The 21,118-nt window shown below is 62.6% G+C and carries 22 protein-coding genes; 9 read left to right on the top strand and 13 right to left on the bottom strand.

The features are described 5' to 3' along the window. Nucleotides 1–72 precede the first annotated feature (72 nt). The 3 genes from AC2FML_RS01760 to AC2FML_RS01750 all read right to left on the bottom strand — a co-directional run bounded on the left by AC2FML_RS01760 (nt 73) and on the right by AC2FML_RS01750 (nt 2,676). On the bottom strand, nt 73–558 hold the full coding sequence (locus AC2FML_RS01760; protein ID WP_170389928.1) for a (2Fe-2S)-binding protein: 486 nt from the start codon (nt 556–558) through the stop codon (nt 73–75). 148 nt (nt 559–706) lie between these two features. After that, on the bottom strand, nt 707–1,711 hold the full coding sequence (locus tag AC2FML_RS01755) for a molybdopterin-binding protein (RefSeq protein ID WP_496781723.1): 1,005 nt from the start codon (nt 1,709–1,711) through the stop codon (nt 707–709). Then, complete coding sequence (locus AC2FML_RS01750; RefSeq protein WP_496781721.1) at nt 1,708–2,676, bottom strand: XdhC family protein; 969 nt, start codon at nt 2,674–2,676, stop codon at nt 1,708–1,710. The genes AC2FML_RS01755 and AC2FML_RS01750 overlap by 4 nt, the downstream gene beginning before the upstream one ends. A 256-nt stretch (nt 2,677–2,932) precedes the next feature. Here AC2FML_RS01750 and AC2FML_RS01745 point away from each other — a divergent pair, with 256 nt between their 5' ends. Continuing rightward, the gene (locus AC2FML_RS01745) at nt 2,933–3,433 is read left to right on the top strand and encodes a hypothetical protein (RefSeq protein ID WP_496781719.1); all 501 of its coding nucleotides are present in this window, start codon (nt 2,933–2,935) and stop codon (nt 3,431–3,433) included. Between the two features lie 2 nt (nt 3,434–3,435). Here AC2FML_RS01745 and AC2FML_RS01740 read toward each other — a convergent pair whose 3' ends face one another. Beyond that, nucleotides 3,436–4,692, bottom strand: a complete 1,257-nt coding sequence (locus tag AC2FML_RS01740; protein WP_496781717.1) for a vWA domain-containing protein — start codon at nt 4,690–4,692, stop codon at nt 3,436–3,438. Between the two features lie 37 nt (nt 4,693–4,729). Beyond that, nucleotides 4,730–5,638 (bottom strand): AAA family ATPase, encoded by a 909-nt coding sequence (locus tag AC2FML_RS01735; protein ID WP_170523956.1) that lies wholly within the window; start codon nt 5,636–5,638, stop codon nt 4,730–4,732. A gap of 144 nt (nt 5,639–5,782) precedes the next feature. On the opposite strand from AC2FML_RS01735, the gene pyrC reads away from it, so the two are divergent. Beyond that, nucleotides 5,783–6,820 (top strand): dihydroorotase, encoded by a 1,038-nt coding sequence (gene pyrC, locus AC2FML_RS01730; protein ID WP_480753146.1) that lies wholly within the window; start codon nt 5,783–5,785, stop codon nt 6,818–6,820. Here the strand turns inward: pyrC and AC2FML_RS01725 are convergent. Continuing rightward, nucleotides 6,817–8,112 (bottom strand): MmgE/PrpD family protein, encoded by a 1,296-nt coding sequence (locus tag AC2FML_RS01725; protein ID WP_496781715.1) that lies wholly within the window; start codon nt 8,110–8,112, stop codon nt 6,817–6,819. The genes pyrC and AC2FML_RS01725 overlap by 4 nt on opposite strands. A 38-nt stretch (nt 8,113–8,150) precedes the next feature. Then, a complete protein-coding gene (locus tag AC2FML_RS01720) occupies nt 8,151–8,597 on the bottom strand; it encodes a type II toxin-antitoxin system RatA family toxin (protein WP_170445678.1) in 447 nt (148 codons plus the stop codon). A gap of 75 nt (nt 8,598–8,672) precedes the next feature. Here AC2FML_RS01720 and hpt point away from each other — a divergent pair, with 75 nt between their 5' ends. Then, entirely contained in the window at nt 8,673–9,215 is a 543-nt protein-coding gene (gene hpt / locus AC2FML_RS01715; RefSeq protein ID WP_496781713.1) for a hypoxanthine phosphoribosyltransferase, read from the top strand. Between the two features lie 23 nt (nt 9,216–9,238). Continuing rightward, a complete protein-coding gene (locus AC2FML_RS01710) occupies nt 9,239–9,412 on the top strand; it encodes a hypothetical protein (protein WP_005983545.1) in 174 nt (57 codons plus the stop codon). Here AC2FML_RS01710 and AC2FML_RS01705 read toward each other — a convergent pair. Both AC2FML_RS01705 and lipA read right to left on the bottom strand, forming a co-directional pair. Beyond that, complete coding sequence (locus AC2FML_RS01705) at nt 9,402–10,556, bottom strand: amidohydrolase (RefSeq protein WP_496781711.1); 1,155 nt, start codon at nt 10,554–10,556, stop codon at nt 9,402–9,404. The genes AC2FML_RS01710 and AC2FML_RS01705 overlap by 11 nt on opposite strands. Further along, on the bottom strand, nt 10,553–11,503 hold the full coding sequence (lipA, locus tag AC2FML_RS01700) for a lipoyl synthase (protein WP_005983549.1): 951 nt from the start codon (nt 11,501–11,503) through the stop codon (nt 10,553–10,555). Before lipA ends, AC2FML_RS01705 begins: the two co-directional genes overlap by 4 nt. A 266-nt stretch (nt 11,504–11,769) precedes the next feature. Between lipA and AC2FML_RS01695 the strand changes: the two genes are divergently transcribed. Next, on the top strand, nt 11,770–12,318 hold the full coding sequence (locus tag AC2FML_RS01695) for a peroxiredoxin (protein ID WP_170357637.1): 549 nt from the start codon (nt 11,770–11,772) through the stop codon (nt 12,316–12,318). Nucleotides 12,319–12,366: 48 nt separating this feature from the next. Here the strand turns inward: AC2FML_RS01695 and AC2FML_RS01690 are convergent, their stop codons facing one another. Beyond that, nucleotides 12,367–13,290, bottom strand: coding sequence for a LysR substrate-binding domain-containing protein (locus AC2FML_RS01690; RefSeq protein WP_480635928.1), 924 nt, complete (start codon nt 13,288–13,290; stop codon nt 12,367–12,369). Nucleotides 13,291–13,350: 60 nt separating this feature from the next. Next, on the bottom strand, nt 13,351–14,454 hold the full coding sequence (locus AC2FML_RS01685; RefSeq protein ID WP_496781709.1) for a DUF6456 domain-containing protein: 1,104 nt from the start codon (nt 14,452–14,454) through the stop codon (nt 13,351–13,353). A 238-nt stretch (nt 14,455–14,692) separates the two neighbouring features. Between AC2FML_RS01685 and AC2FML_RS01680 the strand changes: the two genes are divergently transcribed. Then, on the top strand, nt 14,693–15,001 hold the full coding sequence (locus tag AC2FML_RS01680; RefSeq protein ID WP_093961906.1) for a DUF6477 family protein: 309 nt from the start codon (nt 14,693–14,695) through the stop codon (nt 14,999–15,001). Here AC2FML_RS01680 and AC2FML_RS01675 read toward each other — a convergent pair. Together AC2FML_RS01675 and AC2FML_RS01670 are read right to left on the bottom strand one after the other, a co-directional pair. Further along, entirely contained in the window at nt 14,994–16,538 is a 1,545-nt protein-coding gene (locus tag AC2FML_RS01675) for a trimethylamine methyltransferase family protein (RefSeq protein WP_170357634.1), read from the bottom strand. The genes AC2FML_RS01680 and AC2FML_RS01675 overlap by 8 nt on opposite strands. 140 nt (nt 16,539–16,678) lie before the next feature. Then, nucleotides 16,679–17,116 carry a GNAT family N-acetyltransferase gene (locus AC2FML_RS01670; protein WP_496781707.1) on the bottom strand — a complete coding sequence of 146 codons (438 nt, stop codon included), beginning with the start codon at nt 17,114–17,116 and terminating at the stop codon, nt 16,679–16,681. 82 nt (nt 17,117–17,198) lie between these two features. Between AC2FML_RS01670 and guaA the strand changes: the two genes are divergently transcribed. From guaA to AC2FML_RS01655, 3 genes are all read left to right on the top strand, one after another. After that, complete coding sequence (guaA, locus tag AC2FML_RS01665; protein ID WP_170357632.1) at nt 17,199–18,758, top strand: glutamine-hydrolyzing GMP synthase; 1,560 nt, start codon at nt 17,199–17,201, stop codon at nt 18,756–18,758. Between the two features lie 98 nt (nt 18,759–18,856). Next, the gene (locus tag AC2FML_RS01660; protein WP_170371167.1) at nt 18,857–19,762 is read left to right on the top strand and encodes a DMT family transporter; all 906 of its coding nucleotides are present in this window, start codon (nt 18,857–18,859) and stop codon (nt 19,760–19,762) included. Between the two features lie 142 nt (nt 19,763–19,904). Continuing rightward, on the top strand, nt 19,905–21,041 hold the full coding sequence (locus tag AC2FML_RS01655; RefSeq protein WP_496781705.1) for an OmpP1/FadL family transporter: 1,137 nt from the start codon (nt 19,905–19,907) through the stop codon (nt 21,039–21,041). Nucleotides 21,042–21,118 lie beyond the last annotated feature (77 nt).

Genomic DNA, 21,118 nt, shown 5'->3' with positions numbered 1-21,118 from the left:
TCCTCCCATAAACGGATGCTTGCGTGCATCCCAGTCATCCCACGGGCGTTCTCAGTCACGCCCGCAGCGGCATCACTCGGCGGCGATGTGGCTGACGTCTTGGCCGGACGCGGCCATGATCGCCTTGACGATGTTGTGGTACCCGGTGCAGCGGCACAGGTTGCCTTCCAGGTATTTGCGGATTTCGGCCTCGGTCGGGCGCGGGTTCTCCTTCAGCAGAGCCGCCGCCGACATCACCATGCCGGGCGTGCAGAAACCGCATTGCAGGCCATGATGATCCTGGAACGCCTGCTGGATCACATTTAAGGAGCCGTCCGGGTTGGCCTGCCCCTCGATGGTGCCGACATCGGCCCCGTCCGCCTCGAGCGCCAGCATGTTGCAGGACTTCACCGCCTCGCCGTTCACATGAACCACGCAGGCGCCGCATTGGGCCGTGTCACAGCCCACATGGGTACCGGTCAGGGACAGGTGATCGCGCAGAAAGCTGGACAGCAGCGTCCGGCCTTCGACGTCACCGCTCACGGTCTTTCCGTTCACGGTCATTGAGACCTGTGTCATAAGTTCCTCCCATTTTCGTATTTATCCTTGGCCCGAGTTAAACACGGGAAAAGTCGTTTGAGAACAAAAAACTTGGCCGTTTCCAACCCGTCCCTTAGGAGCAAACTGCCAACATGTATTGCAGGTCGCCAACGGGGCGAAACTGCCGTTACGTCACTTTGCGTTTGGCCCGAGGTTGCGGACGGGTCGGGATTTCCTTGAGCAGACCACCGACGCCCATCGCCGCGATATCGGCTCCCGTGGTCGGGATGCCGCAGGCGACCCGAGACAGCACCCAGTCGGCCCCATTCAACGCGGGCGAACGTGCGCATCCCGGCAAACCGATGACCGGCCGCTTGCCCAAAACCCCGAGAAACAACAGGTTGCCCGGATCAACCGGCATGCCAAAGCGGTCCACCTGCCCACCCGCGCGCCGAACGGCCTGCGGGGCCACGTCCTCGATATCGGATGTGGCCGAGCCGGTCAGGATCATCACGATATCGGTGTTCATCTGAGACACTGCCTGCGCCAGAGCGTCGACCGCGTGCGGAACGATCTGCACGTCGTCCAGGCTCAGACCCAGGGCCTCGACCCGGCCGCGCATCGCGGCGATGCCCTTGTCGTTCGGCGGCCCGCCTGGGATGTCGGTCACCACCAACCCGGCGCTGCCAAACTTCGGCGCTGCCAGGCGAATGGCCCCTTTTGCCAGCTCGGCCGCGCGCTGAACGTCCGCCAGCGGCACAGCGTAGGAAATGACCTTGATCGTGGCGACCATGCCGCCCGCGCCCATCTGCTGATGCTGCGGAACGGTGGCCACCGTGATCATCGGGTTGACCTGATTGAACGCCAGCAGAGCCTCAACATCCAGAACGGCTACGCCCGCCTGATTGGCAATCAGGTTGACGCGCCCCGTGAACGGCTCGGTCACGCGCAAGTTGGCCCCTTTCGGATCCGGGGCCAGTGCCGCGGCCAAATGGCGCGCGGCCTCGTCCTCGTGACAGTCGCCGGGCTCCAGCCGCGCGACGACCATCTCGGACACGCCCGCCTCGGCCAAAAGGGCAACATGCGTGTCGTCCAGCATCATTCCCTTGCGCAGCTTTTTCGTGCCAGCCATGACCGAATGCGCAAGGATCGCGCCCTTCGCGTCCACAACCGGTACAGGGCCGAATTTCATGCCTTGCCCCGCAGCACCGCCGTCATCTGCGCGATGATCGCAACGGCAATCTCGGCGGGTCCGGCCGCACCGATATCCAAACCGATCGGCCCGTGGATGCGCCGCAACTGCGTTGCCGAGAAGCCCGCCTCGGTCATCCGCTGCACCCGTTTCGCATGGGTGCGCGACGACCCCAGCGCGCCGATATAGAACACGTCCGAGTTCAGCGCGGCCTGCAGGGCCGGATCATCCAGCTTGGGGTCGTGGGTCAGCAGAACCACCGCCGTACGCGCATCCAGTCCGATGCTGGCCACGGCCTCGTCCGGCCAGTCGGTCAGCAACTTTTCACCGGGAAAGCGGGATTTGGACGCAAACGCCTCGCGCGGGTCGATGATGATCGGGTCATAGCCCGCAATCCGCGCCATCGGCACCAGCGCCTGCGCGATATGCACCGCGCCCACCACGATCAGCCGCAAGGGCGGGTTGTGCACGGCCACGAAGGTCTGACCGTCTTCTTCGAACCCTGAACGATCCATGCGCAGCCGGTCCGCATAGGCGTTGCGCCGCAGCGCGCGGTGGCCAGTTTCGACATTGACCTCATAGGCCACGGGCTCGCGCCGCGCCCGCGCCGCCACCAGTTCGGCCAGGATCGGTTCGGGCAGGACCGCGCCCACCGGCTCGACCAGAACCCGGATCGTGCCGCCGCAGGCCAGCCCGACGGCAAAGGCATCCTCGTCGCTGACCCCGAATTCCAACAGGCGCGCTTCGCCTTCTTCGATGGCCTCAAGCGCCTCGACGATCACCGCGCCTTCGACACAGCCACCCGAGACCGAGCCTTCGATCCGGCCGTCGCCGCTGATGACCAACTGGGCCCCCACCCTCCGGGGTGCGCTGCCCCAGGTTTCGACGACCGTCGCCAGAACCGCGCGGCGACCCTCGCGAAACCACGCCAATGCCGTTTCCGGACTGTTGTCAAATCTGCCCATCGGACCCTCCCGCGGTGGTTCGCATCAACATAAGCAGGATTGACGCGATGAAAAGCAAGGAGCGCGTTCTCGGGTGGATTATCTCGGACACCGACCTTGCCAACTTGGTTCGTCATGTGACGCAGAAGGCAGGTTTCGGCCGAAGTCCGCGCCAGACAATCAAACATTTGATTGTTTTTCGGACGCCGACTAGCCTGCGGTCAGGCCCGACTTGCGGCCGAATTGACGCAAGAGATTTCGTAAAGGAGACAATGTCTTGAAACAGATATTTACACTAACCATCGGCGCAGCGGCATTGATTGCAGGCAGCGCCTGGGCCGACACTTTCGAACGCTACGGAGAGGTCGAGGGCTGGAAGGTCTTTGTCGACAAGGACAAAAAGTCATGCCTGATCGAAGCGGTCGATGATGCCGAGAACGTGGTGCAGATGGGTCTGACCGAAGACCGCAGCGTTGGATATGTCGGTGTGTTTACCAAGGCGGAAACCGACATCAAGCGCGGAGACAAGGAGGCCGTCGCGATCCTGTTGGGCGACAACCTGTATGTCGGCGAGGCGACCGGCATGAAGGGCAACATCACCAAGGGGTATTCGGGCGGCTATGTCCTGTCGGACGACCCGCAATTCGCCGACGACCTGGCCAAGCAAAGGGTCATGGCGGTGTTTCCCGAGAAGTCCTTTGGCTTCACCGTCGATCTGACCGGCACCTACAAGGCCATGGAAATGGCGCGCGAGTGCAACGAAAAGCAACTGCAGTAACGTTAGCCTGAAAGCGCGGCCAACAACCGCGCTTTCTCTCCCTGGTCGTCGGGTCGTGAAATCACGGCGGCCAGATCCTCAAGCGATGCAATCGAATGACCGGCACGGAAGCTGTCCACATGCGGCAGCATGGTGGCGACGCCCTGCGCCTTTGGCGCGAACCCGTCCCAGCGCAGCAGCGGGTTCAGCCAGATCAGCCGCCGGGCTGACAAGTGCAGGCGTTCGATCTCTTTTTCCAGCAGATCAGGGTCACCCCGCTCCAGCCCGTCGGTGATCAGCAGCACGACGGCCCCCTGCCCCATCACCCGGCGCGACCAGTCGCGGTTGAACTGGTGCAGGCATTCGCCGATGCGCGTGCCGCCCTCCCAATCCTGCGCCTCGGCCCCGGCGGCGGCCAGCGCCGCATCGACGTCGCGCTGATGCAGGTGCCGCGTGATGTTCGTCAGCCGCGTGCCGAAGGTGAACGCATGCACCTTGGCCCAGCCAGCCCCCTTGGCGTTCGAGACCGTGTGCAGAAAGTGCAGGATGATCCGGCTGTACTGGCTCATCGACCCCGAGATGTCACACAGCGCGATCAAGTTGGGCCAGCGCGGTTTCGGTTTGACCAGTGCGATCTGGTGCATCTCGCCGCCCTGACGCATGGCCGCGCGCAAGGTGCGCGCCCGGTCGATCCGCTGGCCCAGATGGCTGGCCTGCCCCCGGCGCGAGGCGATCGGGTCCACAGGCAATTTCAGCCGCGCCAGAATCCGCTTGGCCTGCGCGGTTTCCGCGGTGCTCATCTGTTCGAAATCCAGCGACCGCAGCCGTTCCTCGGACGAGGCGGTCTGCGTGGCGTCAATCTCGATTTCGCTTTCGCCATCTTGCTCGACGCCCTTGGGCTCGTCCCGTTCGACACCATCCAGCAGGGCCTCGGCCGCGCGTTTTTCGCCCGCTTCGGCCATGCGTTCCTCCTGAACGCCACGAATGGCCGGCAGCATCATCGACATCATGTGCTCAAGATACCGCGGGTCGCGCCAGTACAGGCGGAAGATCTGGGCAAACACGGTGCGATGCTCGGGCCGGTTCACGAAACAGGCGTGCAGGGTCCAATAGAAATCCTGCTTGTGGGTAAAGCCCGCCGCCTGCACCGCGCGGATGGCATCGACCACGCGGCCGGGGCCGATCGGCAGCCCGGCCTTGCGCAAGGCGCGCGCGAAATGGGTGATGTTCTGCGCCAGTTTCGGATCGGCCGGGATATCCAGCGGAAGCTGTTCGGCCATCGCTAGGCCCCCGGAGTGTTTTGGCGCCGCGACGACATCAGACCGGTTCGAGCGTGGCTTTGGCCTGATCCAGAATGCGCTTGGCCTCAGAGCCCTGCAGTTTCTGGATGTCGTCCTGGTATTTCAGGATCGCGCCCAACGTGTCGCCGATCACCTCGGGGCTGAGGTTGATCACGTCCAGCGCCAGCAGGCATTTCGCCCAGTCGATGGTTTCGGCCACGCCGGGTTTCTTGAACAGGTCCTCGGTGCGCAGATGCTGGACAAAGGCCACCACTTCACGGCTCAGCGCCTCGGCGGCCTCGGGCGCGCGGGCGTGCAGGATCTCCAGCTCGCGGTCGAAATCGGGGTAGTCGACCCAGTGGTACAGGCAGCGGCGCTTGAGCGCGTCATGTACCTCGCGCGTGCGGTTCGACGTGACGATGACGATGGGCGGTTCGGGCGCCTTGATCGTGCCGATCTCGGGGATTGTCACCTGGAAATCGCTCAGTGCCTCCAGCAGGAAGGCCTCGAACGGTTCGTCGGTGCGGTCCAACTCGTCGATCAGCAGCACCGGCGGGCCAGCCGGGTCGGGCTCCATCGCCTCGAGCAATGGGCGGCGGATCAGATAGTCGCCACTGAACAGTTCCTCCTGCAGACCCTTCCGGTCGGACCCGCCGACCGCCTCGGCGGTGCGGATGGCCACCATCTGCGCGGGAAAGTTCCATTCATAGACGGCCGAGGACGCATCGAGCCCCTCATAGCATTGCAGCCGGATCAGGCGGCGGCCAAGTCCAGAGGCCAGGGCCTTGGCGATCTCGGTCTTTCCGACGCCCGCTTCACCTTCCAGAAACAGCGGCCGGCCCAGTCTCAGCGACAGGAACACCACGGTGGCCAGGGCGCGACCGCAGACATAGCCCTGTTCGCCCAGCATCTTCTGAACGGCGTCGATGGAATTTGGCTGGCTCATGTGTCTCAATCTCCCTTGGCACAACAGGTCATGGCTGCCGCTGCGCGTCAAGACCGTGATCTTTCCGGGACTTGCGGCAATCTGGTCGCCTGGCAAGGTTTGTTGTCACTTTCACGTGCGGCCTGCCTGTGCTAGCCCGGCGCCATGACCGATACTCTGACGCTCCGCCGCCCCGATGACTGGCACCTGCATCTGCGCGATGGCGCCATGCTGCAGGCCGTCCTGCCCGAAACCGCCCGCCATTTCGCGCGGGCCATCATCATGCCCAACCTTGTGCCCCCGGTGGTAACCGGCGCTCAGGCCGCGTCCTATCGCGACCGTATCCTGGCCGCCCTGCCCGAAGGCATGAGCTTTGAGCCGTTGATGACCCTGTACCTGACCGAGGATACCGACCCCGACGACATGGCCGCGGCCCACGCAAGCGGTCTGGTCAAGGCGGTCAAGCTGTACCCGGCGGGGGCCACGACCAACTCGGCCTCGGGCGTGCGGGATTTCGACAAGGTGCGCCCCGTGTTGGACCGGATGGCCGAGATCGGCCTGCCGCTCTGCGTGCACGGCGAGGTCACCGATGCCGAGATCGACATCTTCGACCGCGAGGCGGTGTTCATCGACCGCGTTCTGGACCCGATCCGCAAGGCCACGCCGGGCCTGCGCGTGGTGATGGAGCATATCACCACCGTCGACGGCGTGGAGTATGTGCGCGCGAACGAAACTGACCTGGGCGCAACGATCACCGCACATCACCTGATCATCAACCGCAACCACATCCTCGTGGGCGGGATCAAGCCTCACTACTACTGCCTGCCCGTTGCCAAACGCGAAGAGCACCGCACGGCACTGGTTGACGCCGCGACTTCGGGCGACGAACGGTTCTTTCTGGGGACTGACAGCGCCCCGCATACGGATGCCAACAAGGAAATGGCCTGCGGCTGCGCGGGATGTTTCACCGCGACCAACACCATGTCGCTGGTGGCCGAGGTCTTTGACCGCGCGGGTGCGCTGGACAAGCTGGAAGGGTTCACCTCGGTCAACGGGCCAAGGTTCTATCGGCTGCCCGTCAACGATCAGACCATCACCCTGCAGAAGGGCGAACCGGTCAGCTACCCCGACAAGATCGAAACACGCGATGGCCCGGTCACCGTGTTCGACCCCGGCTTCCCGCTTCACTGGCGCGTGGTCTAATCAACCAGTCGTTTTGCCAGATCCGCTGCGCGCCCGCCGGTGCGCAGCATCGACCAGATCGCATCGGCCTCGTCCGCGCCGATCAGCTTGGCGGCCTTGCCGCGCACGCGATCCTCGCGGTCGGACAAGGCTATCGGTGCGGCCAAATCGTGGGTCGCCTCGCGCCGTACTCCGTCCCGCCGCAGCAGCGCCACGCGGGCCTCGGTCTCGGACAGCGTTTCGTCCGCTTCGACCGTGATCCGGTCGCGCAGCGATTGCAGGCGCGGATCGGCGCAGACCTTGTCCGTGTAGCTTTCAGGCAGGGCCGTTTCGTATCCCAGCGCCTGCATGGCGATCACCGTCCGATAGGAAAACTTGGCGCCCAGCCCGGTTGTCGGAGCGGTCTGATTGCAGACGCTCATCCAACGCGGATGGGTGCGGATTTTGATCTCGGCCACCTCGGGTTCGGCGATGTCCAGATCCCGCGCCGCCTCGAGCGCGGCGTGCAGCCCGTGGCAGCAAGCGTGGAACTTGTGGCTGACGCTTTCGAACAGCCACTCATCCCCAAGCCCCGACAGCGCTGTGGCTGTGTCATCGGCACCGTGATGCGTCGCGCCAAACCCGAACGGCCCGGTCAGGGCGTCGGGATTGGGAACGAACCCCCGCTGCACCAGCAGCGCGGCCTCGACCCCGACCGAAGCCGCCTGCCCCGCATTGTAGGGCTTGCCCATGGTGCCAAACTGCGCCTTGAGGCCCGCCGCCCGGGTCGCGGTCAGCCCCAGAACCCGGCGCATGGCCGCCGGATCGCATCCCAGCAGGCGGGCGGCCGCCACGGCCGCTCCGAACGCGCCAGCCGTTGCGGTCTGGTGGAACCCCACCTGATAGTGTCCCCGCCCCAGCCACAGGCCGACACGGACGGACAGTTCCATCCCCACCAATGCCGCCTCGAGCAAATCGACGATGGGCTGGTCCTGCCACTCGGCCACGGCCAACGCGGCCGGAAACACCGCCACCGAGGGGTGGCCGATATGGGCGAAATGCGTGTCGTCATAGTCCAGCGCATGCGACACCGTGCCGTTGACCAAAGCCGCAGCGCGCATTGGCGCGGCCCCGCCGCCGAACAGGGTGGCCTGTCTGGCCCCGCCTTCGTCCAGCACCATCCTTCGCAGGATGCGCGAGACCGGCTCATTGACCCCTGCGCGCCCGACCGCCAGCCAGTCGAGCGCGGACAGAGACGTGACGATCCGCGCCTGCGCGGTTGTCTTGATCGGCCCTGCGGCGAATTCGGAAAGAGTGCGTGTGAATTCAGTCATGCGGCGCAGTCTAACGTGCACCCGCGCCGGGTAAACCCTCAGCCGTAGAGGCTGACCGCGCGCTGCTCGAAGGCGCGCACGATCCGGTGCATCGCCTCGTTGAAGACCACGCCGATGATGCCCTGCAACACGGCGTTCTTGAACTCGAAATCCACGTGGAAGGATACGTTGCAGCCGCCCTCGGGGGCGTCTTCGAAATGCCAGTCGGATTTCATGTATTTGAATGGACCGTCCAGGTATTCGGTGTCGATCTTCTTCTGCTCGGGGTACAGCGTCACCCGGCTGCCGAACCGTTCGCGGAACACTTTGAACGAGATCACCAGATCGGCCTCCATCACCTGCGCCTCGCCCGCCGCATAGGTCCGCCGGATCCGCGCGGCCGCGCACCAGGGCAGAAACTCCGGGTATTTCGCCACTTCCGCAACCAGATCATACATCTGCTGCGCGCTGTATGGGAGGTGGCGGGTTTCCGAATGAGTGGGCATGGCAACCTGGGCATTTGAAACGTGACAATGGCGCGTCATGTCGTATGTTGCGCGCCAAAGATCAAGGGGGCAGCCATGAGCCAGCGCGCATATGTGATAGATGAGATGATCTCGGCCAAGGCCATCGCGGCGCGGATCGAGGAATTGTGCCGCGAAATCACCCGCGAATTCGGCGATACCGACAAGCTGGTGGTCGTAGGCCTGCTGCGCGGCAGCTTCGTCTTCATCGCCGATCTGGTGCGCGAACTGGACCTTCCGATCGAGGTCGACTTCCTCGAGGCGTCCTCGTATGGCGATTCAATGGAAAGCAGCCGGGAAGTTCGCATTCTCAAGGACTTGCGCGGCGCAATTGAAGGGCGCGACGTACTGGTGGTCGAAGATATCGTCGACACGGGGCACACGCTGAACCACGTCACCAACCTGCTGCGCAGCCGCCAGCCGAAACGGCTCAAGTCGATTGCCTTGCTGGACAAACCCAGCCGCCGCGAGGTCGATTTCCGCGCCGATTGGATCGGCTTTGAAATCCCGGACGAATTCGTCGTGGGCTATGGCATCGACTATGCCCAACGCAACCGCAACCTGCCCTTCATCGGCAAGGTCCGCTTTACCGACGACTGATCCCGCCGCGGATTCGAGGCCCCATGATCCTGCGCCACCTTCTGCGAATGTCCCGATGGGCGCGCAATCCGCCCTCGGACCAGCGGGTCAAGCTGGTGCTGGGCCTGATCGTGCTGTGTCTGGTGATTGCCGGTGTTGAATACATGGGCTGGTGGCCCGAATGGGCAACCAGCCAGCCGCGCAAGCTCAGACCGTGACCGGCGCGTCCAGAACCTGACGGATTGCCGCAAGAAAGATACCCGCGCCGACAGGGATCAGCGCATCGGGGAAATCATAGTCGGGGTTGTGCAGTTGCGGATGGTCAGCCCCGGACCCCAGCCAGAACATGGCCGTTTTCGACCCTTTGGCGAACTGCCCGAAATCCTCCGAGAACCGTTGCGGCCCGGTGGTCAGGCGAGGTTGCACCCCGGCCTGGGCGCAGGCATGAGCCAGGATCTGCACGGCCTCCGGGTGGTTGACGCAGGCGTCAAAAACGTCGTCATAGGTGATCTCGACACCCAGACCCTCGTCGGCGGCGGCATTGCGGACCAGCGCCTCGGCCCGATCGACCAGTTGCGCCATGCGCACGTCCGAGACGGTGCGCAGCGTGACCCATATCTCGGCCTCGCCGGGCGCCACCCCGAATGTCGGGGCCCCCAGTTGGGCGTGGGTGACGGTGGTCAGTGCGTAATCCTCGGTCAGCTCTCCGCCCGGCCCCAAGGCGGTCAGGGCCGGCATCAACTGCGCCATGGCCGAGGCCGGCGACAGGCCGTCCTGCGGAGCCGCCGCGTGCGAGGTCTTGCCCGTCAGCCGCACCCGCATCCCGCGCGAGGCGCAATTGGCCGGGCCAGAGCACAGCTCGACCGCTCCCAGGTCCAGCCCCGGCAGGTTATGCAGGGAGAACAGGAAATCCGGCTGCATTTCAGCGTATTGCGGGTCGTTCCGAAAGTCGCGCGCGCCCTGTCCGGTCTCTTCGGCGGGCTGGAAGATCAGCACGACCCGACCGCGTGTTACGGGCGTTTGCGCCAGGTCCTGCGCGACGCCCAGAACCATGGCCATATGGCCGTCATGCCCGCACAGATGGCCCTTGCCCGGAACCTGCGAGTACCAGGGTTTGCCCGGCATCTCCAGAATCGGCAGCGCGTCCAGTTCACAGCGAATGCCCACGGTGGGCCCCGGCTGGCCCGAGTCGAACACGGCCGCGACCCCGTACCCACCGATCCCGGTCAGAACCCGGCCGGTCACACCGCGCAATTGCTCGGCTATGAATGCCGCCGTTTCAGCCTCTTCACCCGAAACCTCGGGGCGTTGGTGCAAAGCGTGGCGCAGCGCAGTCAGTTGCGCGAGCCGTTCGGGCGTCACGCCTGCCCCAGCTTTTTCTGTCGCGCTGCTCGCAGGCGCGCGAAATCATCGCCCGCATGGTACGACGAGCGGGTCAGCGGCGTGGCCGAAACCATCAGGAACCCTTTGCCATAGGCGGCTTTTTCATAGGCCGCGAACTCTTCGGGCGTGACAAAGCGGTCCACGCGATGGTGTTTCGGCGTGGGCTGCAGATACTGGCCGATGGTCAGGAAATCGATATCGGCGGCGCGCATGTCGTCCATGACCTGGCGCACCTGCTGTTCGTTCTCGCCCAGTCCGACCATGATACCCGACTTGGTGAAGATCGACGGGTCCAGTTCCTTGACCCTCTGCAGCAGACGCAGCGAGTGGAAATAGCGCGCGCCCGGGCGCACCTCGGGGTACAGGCCCGGCACGGTTTCAAGATTGTGGTTGAACACGTCCGGCTTGGCCGCGACCACGGTTTCCAGAACCGACGGATCGCATTTCAGGAAATCCGGGGTCAGAATCTCGATCGTGGTCTTGGGCGAGCGGTGACGCACCGCGCGGATAGTCTGAGCGAAATGCTCGGCCCCGCCATCAGCCAGGTCGTCACGGTCGACCGAGGTGATGACGACATGGTTCAGGCCCAGCTTTTCCACCGCATGGGCCACCCGGCCCGGTTCGAACGCATCCAACGCATCGGGGCGACCGGTGGCGATGTTGCAGAAGGTGCAGCCGCGGGTGCAGATCTCGCCCATGATCATCATGGTCGCGTGGCCCTGGCTCCAGCATTCGCCCACATTCGGGCAGCCGGCCTCTTCGCAGACGGTGACCAGGTTGTTGTCGCGCATGATCCGGCGCGTGTCGGCATAGCCTTTGCCGCCGGGCGCTTTCACCCGGATCCAGTTGGGCTTTTTCGGCTGCGCATTGTCGGGCTTATGCGCCTTTTCCGGGTGACGTTGTTCAGGGATTTTCAGATCGCGCACGGGGCCGGTTTCCTGACTTTGGGTCAATTTGGTTGGTGAATAACATAAACCGGTCGGATGTATTACGCCAGCCGTGCATAGCAGCCATGCGTCAGCGTTTCGCAGATGCAAAATAGGAGGGCGATTTTCTAGGAGATCAACGCAAATTTCTACATGATTTCTATAGATAAGAGGATATTCGCAAACGCAGCACATCCCGTGTTGAAGCCGGTTTGGAATCGTTTTAACCCACGGGCCGAACAAATGTGAATCACAGGAGATGCCCCATGAAAACCGGCGCCAAGCTGCCCGACGTGACATTCCACACCCGCGTGCGCGACGACTCGATCGAAGGGCCCAACCCGTTCCGCTGGGAAGACAAGACCACGACCGACTACTTCGCAGGCAAGCGGGTCATCCTGTTCTCGCTGCCCGGTGCATTCACGCCCACCTGCTCGACCTACCAACTGCCGGGGTTCGAGGACAACTACGAGGCGTTCAAGGCCAAGGGCGTCGACGAGATCTACTGCATGTCGGTCAATGACAGCTTTGTCATGAACAAATGGGCGCAGGATCAAGGGCTGAAGAACGTCAAGGTCATCCCCGACGGGTCGGGTGAGTTCACTCGCAAGATGGGTATGCTGGTCGACAAGTCCAATCTGGGATTTGGTATGCGCTCGTGGCGCTATGCAGCCATCATCAACGACGGTGTGGTCGAGGCGTGGTTCGAAGAGCCCGGCCTGATGGACAACTGCCCCGAGGACCCCTATGGCGTTTCGTCGCCCGAAAACCTGATGAAGCACTTGGAAGAAGCGCAACAGCCCGAAATGGCCTGAGCCGTCAACCCGCCTCCACTCGAAGGGCTCGCCGCGCGCGGGCCCTTTTCAGTTCCGAGTTTCTGAAACGATGTTTTCGCCGACCTGCCGGATCACCTGGGCCAGTTGATCGAACCACACCGCCCCATCCGACGAATCGCGCCGCACAAGGCCGATCTGCCGCGCGGGCTCCGGGGCGCCGAACCGCAGCAGTTTCAGCCCCGGCACGGCATCGGCCTCGGAACGCGCCGCCAATTCCGGAATCAAGGTCAGGCCGAACCCCTCCGCCACCAACCGCGACAGCGTGGCCAAAGACGACGCGCCCATGTTGATATGGGCGCTGGTCCGGTCCTGCCCGCACACCTCAAGTGCCTGATCCGTCAGGCAGTGCCCGTCTTCCAGCAGCATCAGTTGGGCCGCGTTCAGGTCGATCGGACGCAGAGCGTCGGGGCTGACGGTCAGGCTGTTCAGGCGCGTCTCGCTGCCAGCCAGCAGAAAACGGTCCTCGAACAGGGGCAACTCATCCAGGCCGCGCGCGCCCACCGGCAGGGCCAGCACGGCGGCGTCGATCTCGCCCGCTTTCAGCATCGACAGCAACCGCTCGGTGCGTGCCTCGCGTACCTGTACGCGCAGGGACACATCCGCCGACCGCAGACCAGCCAAGACACCCGGCAGCAGATACGGTGCGACCGTCGGGATCAAGCCGACCGACAGGCTGCGATGCCCGGTGGAGTTGTCACGCGCAAACCGATCCAACCGTTCGGCCGCGCCCAAAATGCGCCGTGCGTGCTCAAGCGCGTCGCGCCCCAACGGTGTCAGCAGAACATCTCGGGCGCGCCTTTCAAATAGCGGCCCGCCCATGATGTCTTCCAAAGCCCGTATCTGCACCGATAGTGCCGGTTGAGACACATGACACACCTGAGCGGCCCGGCCAAAGTTGCGCTGCTCGGCCACGGCGCGGAAGTATTGCAGCTGTCTGAGGGTAAAATTCATAACCCTTGATTATCACCTGTTGCGTTTTCCGCAACTCCGGCCAATCGGACTCAAGTTGGATCAACCGATCAATCTGTCACACTCTGCTTGCTTCTCGTAATGGCGCTTGAGGCGCTGCAACGCAATGCGCAGCACGATCTTCCCAGAACGTGCTGACCAGCCCATCCGTTTCTCGGCCAGTTCCAGGCCTTCCAGATAGCAACAACACCGCAGCGCAACGTCGCTCAAACCCGGACCCAGATCCGACAAGGCCCGAGCCACGCGATCACGCGCCTCGGACGACCCGCGCGCAACCTGAGCATCGCCTTCGAAACCCGCACGACCGCCAGCGGTAAGGAACCGGTCCCAGTTCTGCGTGACCCGCGGTCCGATCTGGGCCAGCTCGAAATCCTCGCGCAGTCGCTCTCCGGCGCGCACCAGGCTTTCGTCCAGAAACGGCTTTCCATCCCGGTCGCGCCGGCGCGACAAGGCAATCAGGGGGCTCTCCGCTGCGCAATAACGGATGCGCCGTGGACGCTTCTCGTCGGCTTGACTGCGCGTTTTGAACTTCGCCGGTGCCTCGGCCATGCCATATTCAGTCTGTGTCCGCGCGCGGTTTTCGGCATCGGCAATCAACTGGCTTAATGCGGTTCGGCCCATTTGCGTGATCCGGTAACGCGACACACGCCCCGCATTGTCACAAACGATCCAGTCCTTCAGAGCCAGAGCCTGAGCGGTCTTGCAATCAACAACGGCGGTCCGAGTTGTACCGCCCTCGCCGCTGTCGCGGACAACGACCGCCTTTTCCATGTCCTCGGCCACGGCCAGAACCGCACCCGTTTCGCAAAGGCGCCGCAGCACCCGCAAAGCCTCGCGCTCGAACGCCTCGTCTTCGGCATTGGGAATGCGATGAGGATCATCGCCGACGCTAAACAAGGGACCAGAGGCGACTTCATTCCCCGCACCGGGAAAGTGTGTTTCGGCAAGTGACTGCAGTGCTTTATCCACCAAGGGATCGTCGCGGCGCATTTCGATCCTTCGGATCTGTCGCAGAATGGTTGACGCGTGACACCCGGCCGACCGCGCCAGATCCCGGATCGACCGTCCCGCCTCGGTATGGGCCAGGTATCGCTGCGCCCCTTCGGGAACCCAAGCTGGAACGGTGAATGCGGTGCTGTTTTCCATTGTTATTCGCCCTCGTCGACAATCAAACTGCCACTGTCCGCCGTCGGATAAAGTGTTAACCAAATCTACCTAGAGTTGCTTTCGTTACTCGTTCGTTAACCTCCAACGGCTCTGACCAGAATTGATTCTAAAAGATAAACAGTCGTGAAACCATCGTTCGGCGCGAGCCCAATCACGGCAACACCCGCTTGGGTTGTGCCACATTGCTGCAGGCAAAATTGAACAGAGGAACGCCGAAATGCAGGACCTGATGACTATGATCACCGCCCTCCGCCGCCCGCGGCTGCTGTCTCGGGCAGCCAAGGTCGGAGCACAGGAATACGACCGTGACCGCCACTTGCAGCGCCTGTTCGGCTATGGCGCGCTACCGGGAACCGGAGCGGCCTTGATGCGACTGTTGGAGATGGAGCGGAGCGTCGACGACCAAAGACGCTCGGGCGACGCCGCGTATTCGCTGGTGCGCCACCTGGACCTACTGATCGCTCTGATTGGTGAGGCGCGACTGCATCAAGCCAGCCGCGCCCCGGAACTTCATGTCGTCAAGTGAAGGCGTCGGGCATGGACGCTTTCTTTTCCTCGACATAGGCGGTTAGCGCCGCCAGTTTTTCCGGGTCGAGTTGCGGTTGCTGGTAGTTGGCCAGCAGGTGCTCGACCCGGGCCGAGGCAAGCATGCGTGTGTCCCGTGCACCCTCTTCTTCCCATGTTTCAAAGGGCTTGTAGTCCAGCAGGTCGGTTTTCCAGAAGGCGCTTTGGAAATTGGCCTGGGTGTGCGCACAACCAAGATAGTGACCACCCGGCCCCACCTCACGAATCGCGTCCATGGCCTGCGCGTTTTCATCATAGGCCACCCCTTTGGCCAACGCATGAAGCGCTCCCAACTGATCGGCATCCATGACGAATTTTTCGAAATCCGCAACCAGACCGCCTTCGAGCCAGCCACAGGCGTGCAGCATGAAGTTGACGCCTGACAGCAGACCCATGTTCAGCGAATTCGCAGTCTCGTAAGCCGCCTGCGCGTCCGGAAGCTTGGACCCGCAGAACGACCCGGCCGAGCGGTATGGAACACCCAAACGGCGCGCCAACTGACCGGCGCCATAGGTGATGTGCGCGGCTTCGGGCGTGCCGAAAGTCGGTGCACCAGAGTTCATGTCGATCGACGACACGAATGCGCCAAAAATGGCCGGTGCACCCGGGCGGATGATCTGGCTGTAGGCGATGCCGGCCAGCACCTCGGCCAGCACCTGCGTCAGAGTACCAGCAACCGAAACCGGGGCCATCGCACCGCCCACGATGAAGGGCGAGATGATGCAGGCCTGATTGTTGCGCGCATAGACTTCCAGCGACCCCATCATCACGTCGTCGAACGTCATCGGCGAGTTGATGTTGGTGAGCGAGGTCATCACGGTGTTTTCCTGCACGAACTCCTTGCCGAACAGGATTTCGCACATCTCGACCGAATCCTGCGCCCGGCTGGGATCGGTTACCGACCCCATGAAGGGTTTGTCCGACAGCGTCATATGCGCCATCAGCATGTCGAGGTGCCGCTTGTTCACCGGAACGTCCGTCGGTTCGCAGACCGTGCCGCCCGAGTGGTGCAGCCACTTGGACATGTAGGCCAGTTTCACGAACTTGTTGAAATCGTCCATCGTGGCATAGCGGCGGCCACCCTGTGCGTCCCGCACGAAAGGCGGTCCGTAGACCGGCGCCAGCACAAGGTTGCGCCCGCCGATTACCACCGATTTTTCGGGGTTGCGCGCGTGCTGCGTGAATTCCTTGGGCGCGGTCTTGATCAGTTCGCGGGCCAGACCTCGCGGAATGCGAACGCGCTCACCATCGATGTCGGCCCCGGCATCGCGCCATCGTTCCAGCGCCGCAGGGTTGTCGACGAAATTGACGCCGACCTCCTCCAGCACGGTTTCCGCATTGGCCTCGATGATCTCCAACGCTTCGTCATTGAGGATCTCGAAGTTCGGAATGTTGCGTTCGATATACTTCGCCGTTTCGATCCGAACCGCGGTACGCTCGGCCCGGCGGGCGGCGCCTCCGCCACCACGCGCTCTGCGTCGGGTGCTTGCCTCTGTCATGCGATGATCCCGTGTGAAAGTTTAGATTGGATTGCTTGTTACAAGATGCCGCGACTTCACCAGATGTGGATTCCGGCGCAATAGGGGGAAAAGCGACATATTCCGCGCTATCCAGAACCAGCAACAGGCCTTACGGGGCGTCAGGTTGGCTTGCTGAAATAGACCTTGCTTCCCTCGTGCCCGGTCTCCTGCCACCCAAGATGACGGTACATCGCGCGGGTGTCCGCCATCAGGCGGTGGGTTGTCAGGCGCATGTTCCGAACCCCGTTTTCGCGAGCCTCTGTCGCGACGAAATTGAGCAGCCGACGAGCAATGCCCCGCCCTTGCGCATCCGGTGAAACGGCCAGATTAAAGATCATCGCGGTTTCTTTTTCGAAACCAAAAAACACGACACCCTGCAGGGATGTTTCATCCACAGCCACAACGACGTTCCGGTCGCGAATGTCCTCCTCGACCCCCTCGGTCACATCCGGCAGGTCGGGAATGGACTGGCGCGCTGCGGCATAGGCCGCTTCGATACATCGGCGGATGGGCTCCGCATCGGTTGCCACAGCCCTTCTGAGCGAAATTCCGGTCATTCAATGCGCTCCGCGTCACTCTTTCCCGCCAAATGACGTCAAGGCGCTTGCACATGCAAGGCTTCCGACCTAAAGGCCGGGTATGACCGAGACATCCCATGACCGCCTTCTGATCATCGACTTCGGCAGCCAGGTAACGCAGCTGATCGCCCGCCGCCTGCGCGAGTTGAACGTCTATTGCGAAATCCACCCCTACCAGAACGTCACGACGGATTTCGTGCGTGACATGGCCCCGCGCGCCATCATCTTTTCGGGCGGGCCGGACAGCGTGACCCGCGAGGGATCACCGCGCGTCCCGCAAGAGATATTCGAGTATGGCGTTCCGATCCTGGGCATCTGCTATGGCCAGCAGGTCATGATGCACCAGCTGGGCGGCAAGGTCGAAAGCGGCCACGGCACCGCCGAGTTCGGACGGGCATTTGTGACGCCGCGCGGCAAGCTCGACCTGCTGGAGGGCTGGTTCACCGATGGCAACGAACAGGTCTGGATGAGCCACGGCGACCATGTCAGCCAAATCGCACCAGGGTTCGAGGTGTTCGGCACCTCGCCCAACGCGCCCTTCGCGATCACCGCCGATACCGACCGCCATTTCTATGCCGTTCAGTTCCACCCCGAGGTGCACCACACCCCCAAGGGCGCAAAACTGTACGAGAATTTCGTGAAGCTGGCCGGGTTTAAGGGTGACTGGACCATGGGCGCCTATCGCGACGAGATGATCCGCAAGATCCGCGAACAGGTCGGCGACAAGAAGGTGATCTGCGGTCTGTCGGGCGGTGTCGACAGCTCGGTCGCCGCTATCCTGATCCACGAGGCGATCGGCGACCAGCTGACCTGCGTTTTCGTCGATCACGGCCTGCTGCGCAAGAACGAGGCGCAGGAAGTCGTCTCGATGTTCCGCGACAACTACAACATCCAACTGATCCACGCGGATGAAAGCGAGCTGTTCCTGGGAGAGCTCGACGGCGTCTCGGACCCCGAAACCAAGCGCAAGATCATCGGCAAGCTGTTCATCGACGTATTCCAGAAACACGCCGACACGATCGAGGGCGCCGAGTTCCTGGCCCAGGGCACGCTGTACCCCGATGTCATTGAATCGGTGTCGTTTTCCGGCGGCCCGTCAGTCACGATCAAATCGCATCACAACGTCGGCGGCCTGCCCGAAAAGATGGGCCTGAAACTGGTCGAGCCGCTGCGTGAACTGTTCAAGGACGAAGTGCGCGCGCTGGGCCGTGAACTGGGCCTGCCGCCCAGCTTTATCGGCCGCCACCCCTTCCCCGGACCGGGTCTGGCCATCCGCTGCCCGGGCGAGATCACCCGCGAAAAGCTGGAAATCCTGCGCGAGGCCGACGCGATCTATATCGACCAGATCCGCAAGCACGGCCTGTATGACGAGATCTGGCAGGCCTTCGTCGCGATCCTTCCGGTGCGCACAGTCGGCGTGATGGGCGACGGGCGCACCTATGACTATGCCTGCGCCCTGCGGGCGGTGACCTCGGTTGATGGAATGACGGCCGATTACTACCCGTTCACCCACGAATTCCTGGGCGAAACCGCCACCCGGATCATCAACGAGGTCAAGGGCATCAACCGTTGCACCTATGACATCACCTCCAAGCCTCCGGGCACGATCGAATGGGAATGACACCAAAAGCCGGGCGCTGACCCGGCTTTTTTATTGTTGTGAACCGGCGTCGGTTTTGGTTCGGTGGCCAAACGCACGCTCAGCCCAAGGATCGAAACATGCGCGATAGCAAATCGATGATTGCCAAAACCGCGCTGTGGATGACCGGTGCGATCGCTTCTTTCTCGTCAATGGCCGTTGCCGGGCGCGAGCTTAGCCTGACGCACGACACGTTTGAAATCATGATGTACCGCAGCATTGTCGGCGTCATCGTCGTTTCGGCCGTTTTGACGGCAACCGGCAAATGGCACCAGGTATCGACACAACGTCTGGGTCTGCACGCGGTTCGAAACTCGTTGCATTTTGCGGGCCAAAACCTGTGGTTCTACGCTGTCAGCGTCATCCCGCTGGCGCAGGTTTTTGCGTTGGAATTTACGCAACCGATATGGGTCGTACTCCTGTCTCCGCTTCTGCTGGGCGAACGCCTGACACCCACGCGGGTCATGTCGGCAATCATAGGTTTCGCAGGCATATTGATCGTCGCCCGACCCGGAGCCACACCGCTCACGCCCGGTGTTCTTGCAGCGGCCTCCTCGGCTGTTTTCTTTGCGCTTACGACGATTTCGACGAAGAAACTGACAGGGTTCGCCAGCATCGGATGCATCGTTTTCTGGCTAACTACGATGCAGGCCGCAATGGGTCTTGCTGTTGCCGGAGCGGACGGGCAGATCGTCCTGCCAACCGCTCAAAGCGTGCCCCTGTTGTTGCTGGTCGGGCTGGCCGGCCTGCTGGCCCATTTCTGCATTACAAACGCGCTTGCCATCGCTCCGGCCACGGTCGTTATTCCCTTTGATTTCGCGCGCCTGCCGACGATCGCCATTGTTGGGATGCTGCTGTATCACGAACCCCTGGATCAGTGGACCATGCTGGGCGCCGTCGTGATTTTCTCGGGCATATTCCTGAATGTCTGGTCCGAAGGCCGCGCGGGATCGGGCACTCTGGCAAAAACCACACACAAAAACTGACGTTCGGTCACTGGCAGAAACTAACGTATGGTCAGTGGTTGACGTTTTTTTAAACTCCCCGTGAATAATGGCCACAGAAAACACCGCCACTGACACTCACAAGACAATACTGTGGCGCCGGATAGTGAAAAGGGAGGAATACATGAAGAAAGCGCTGTTACAGGCGTGCGTGCTCTGTGCAGGGGCGACCGCCGCTCATGCCGGCGGTATCGACCGTAGTGGGCAAGGCATCAACATTATCTTTGAGGAAGGTTCCGTCGTACAGTTTCGCCTGGGCTACACCAACCCAAGCGTAAGCGGCACGATGCTGGGCGTGGACTCGGGCAACGTTGCAAACGACTTCTTCTCGCCTCATCTCGCGTACAAGCACGCCTTCACCGACCAACTCGACTTTGCGCTGATCTATGACGAACCGTTCGGTGCCGATATCGCCTACGGTTCGAACTACCCGCTCTCGCAGAACCCGATCCCGGGTGGTCGCACTGACGTTCTGCGCGCGAAAGCCGACACAGAGGCAATTACTGCCCTGTTGCGCTACAAGTTCGACGGCGGCTTCAGCGCCATCGGTGGTCTGCGTATTCAGCGGCTCAGCGCTGACGTTGCCGTGCCGGCGGCGGCTGGTTACGAGGTGAATGCCGACAAGGATACCGCGCTGGGTTACGTCGTAGGTGTGGCTTGGGAAAAGCCCGAGATCGCAGCGCGCGTGGCGCTGACCTACAACTCGAAAATTTCCCATGACCTGTCGCAAACGGAGTCGGTGAACCCAATCCCGATCCCGCCGATCCCGCCTGGAACCGTGGCGACATTTGACACTTCCAGCGAGGTCGTTTCTCCGCAATCGGTGAACCTGGACTTCCAGACCGGCGTTGCCCCCAGGACACTGCTGTTCGGATCGATCCGCTGGGTTGACTGGCCGCAAACGGTTTACGATCCCCCGAACTATCCGCCGACCAGCGCGCTGGTGGACTATGACGATCCGACCTGGACCTATTCGCTGGGTCTTGGCTACCAGTTCTCCGAACAGTTCTCGGGCGCAGTGACCCTTGGCTATGAATCGGCAACCAATGAGCCCGTTTCCAACCTGGGTCCGACCGACGGGTTCTGGAGCATCGGCCTTGGCGGCACCTACTCGATGGAACGCGCCAAGATTTCGGGCGGCGTTCGCTATACCGATCTGGGCGACGCAACCGCTGACGGTGCTGGCCCCGGGGCGCGGGCGAACTTCTCTGGAAACAGCGCGTGGAGCGTTGGTATTCAGGTGACCTACGCCCTGAACTAAGGGATACGCTCATACAGAATTGGAAAACCCCGCCCTTGTGGCGGGGTTTTTCGCATGATCCGGGTCGCTTACCGAAT

Source organism: Ruegeria sp. BHSC029, assembly GCF_059613085.1.
This window is presented reverse-complemented; position numbering and strand designations above follow the sequence as displayed.

What these genes read in the sequence shown, in the direction of transcription:
- AC2FML_RS01740 (WP_496781717.1), bottom strand. Translation starts at nt 4,692, where the DNA reads ATGGCCGAACAGCTTCCGCTGGATATCCCGGCCGATCCGAAACTGGCG.
- AC2FML_RS01685 (WP_496781709.1), bottom strand. Translation starts at nt 14,454, where the DNA reads ATGGAAAACAGCACCGCATTCACCGTTCCAGCTTGGGTTCCCGAAGGG.
- AC2FML_RS01710 (WP_005983545.1), top strand. Translation starts at nt 9,239, where the DNA reads ATGATCCTGCGCCACCTTCTGCGAATGTCCCGATGGGCGCGCAATCCG.
- hpt (WP_496781713.1), top strand. Translation starts at nt 8,673, where the DNA reads ATGAGCCAGCGCGCATATGTGATAGATGAGATGATCTCGGCCAAGGCC.
- AC2FML_RS01670 (WP_496781707.1), bottom strand. Translation starts at nt 17,116, where the DNA reads ATGACCGGAATTTCGCTCAGAAGGGCTGTGGCAACCGATGCGGAGCCC.
- AC2FML_RS01690 (WP_480635928.1), bottom strand. Translation starts at nt 13,290, where the DNA reads ATGAATTTTACCCTCAGACAGCTGCAATACTTCCGCGCCGTGGCCGAG.
- guaA (WP_170357632.1), top strand. Translation starts at nt 17,199, where the DNA reads ATGACCGAGACATCCCATGACCGCCTTCTGATCATCGACTTCGGCAGC.
- AC2FML_RS01680 (WP_093961906.1), top strand. Translation starts at nt 14,693, where the DNA reads ATGCAGGACCTGATGACTATGATCACCGCCCTCCGCCGCCCGCGGCTG.
- AC2FML_RS01675 (WP_170357634.1), bottom strand. Translation starts at nt 16,538, where the DNA reads ATGACAGAGGCAAGCACCCGACGCAGAGCGCGTGGTGGCGGAGGCGCC.
- AC2FML_RS01720 (WP_170445678.1), bottom strand. Translation starts at nt 8,597, where the DNA reads ATGCCCACTCATTCGGAAACCCGCCACCTCCCATACAGCGCGCAGCAG.
- AC2FML_RS01660 (WP_170371167.1), top strand. Translation starts at nt 18,857, where the DNA reads ATGCGCGATAGCAAATCGATGATTGCCAAAACCGCGCTGTGGATGACC.
- AC2FML_RS01725 (WP_496781715.1), bottom strand. Translation starts at nt 8,112, where the DNA reads ATGACTGAATTCACACGCACTCTTTCCGAATTCGCCGCAGGGCCGATC.
- AC2FML_RS01655 (WP_496781705.1), top strand. Translation starts at nt 19,905, where the DNA reads ATGAAGAAAGCGCTGTTACAGGCGTGCGTGCTCTGTGCAGGGGCGACC.
- AC2FML_RS01735 (WP_170523956.1), bottom strand. Translation starts at nt 5,638, where the DNA reads ATGAGCCAGCCAAATTCCATCGACGCCGTTCAGAAGATGCTGGGCGAA.
- AC2FML_RS01760 (WP_170389928.1), bottom strand. Translation starts at nt 558, where the DNA reads ATGACACAGGTCTCAATGACCGTGAACGGAAAGACCGTGAGCGGTGAC.
- AC2FML_RS01695 (WP_170357637.1), top strand. Translation starts at nt 11,770, where the DNA reads ATGAAAACCGGCGCCAAGCTGCCCGACGTGACATTCCACACCCGCGTG.
- AC2FML_RS01755 (WP_496781723.1), bottom strand. Translation starts at nt 1,711, where the DNA reads ATGAAATTCGGCCCTGTACCGGTTGTGGACGCGAAGGGCGCGATCCTT.
- AC2FML_RS01750 (WP_496781721.1), bottom strand. Translation starts at nt 2,676, where the DNA reads ATGGGCAGATTTGACAACAGTCCGGAAACGGCATTGGCGTGGTTTCGC.
- pyrC (WP_480753146.1), top strand. Translation starts at nt 5,783, where the DNA reads ATGACCGATACTCTGACGCTCCGCCGCCCCGATGACTGGCACCTGCAT.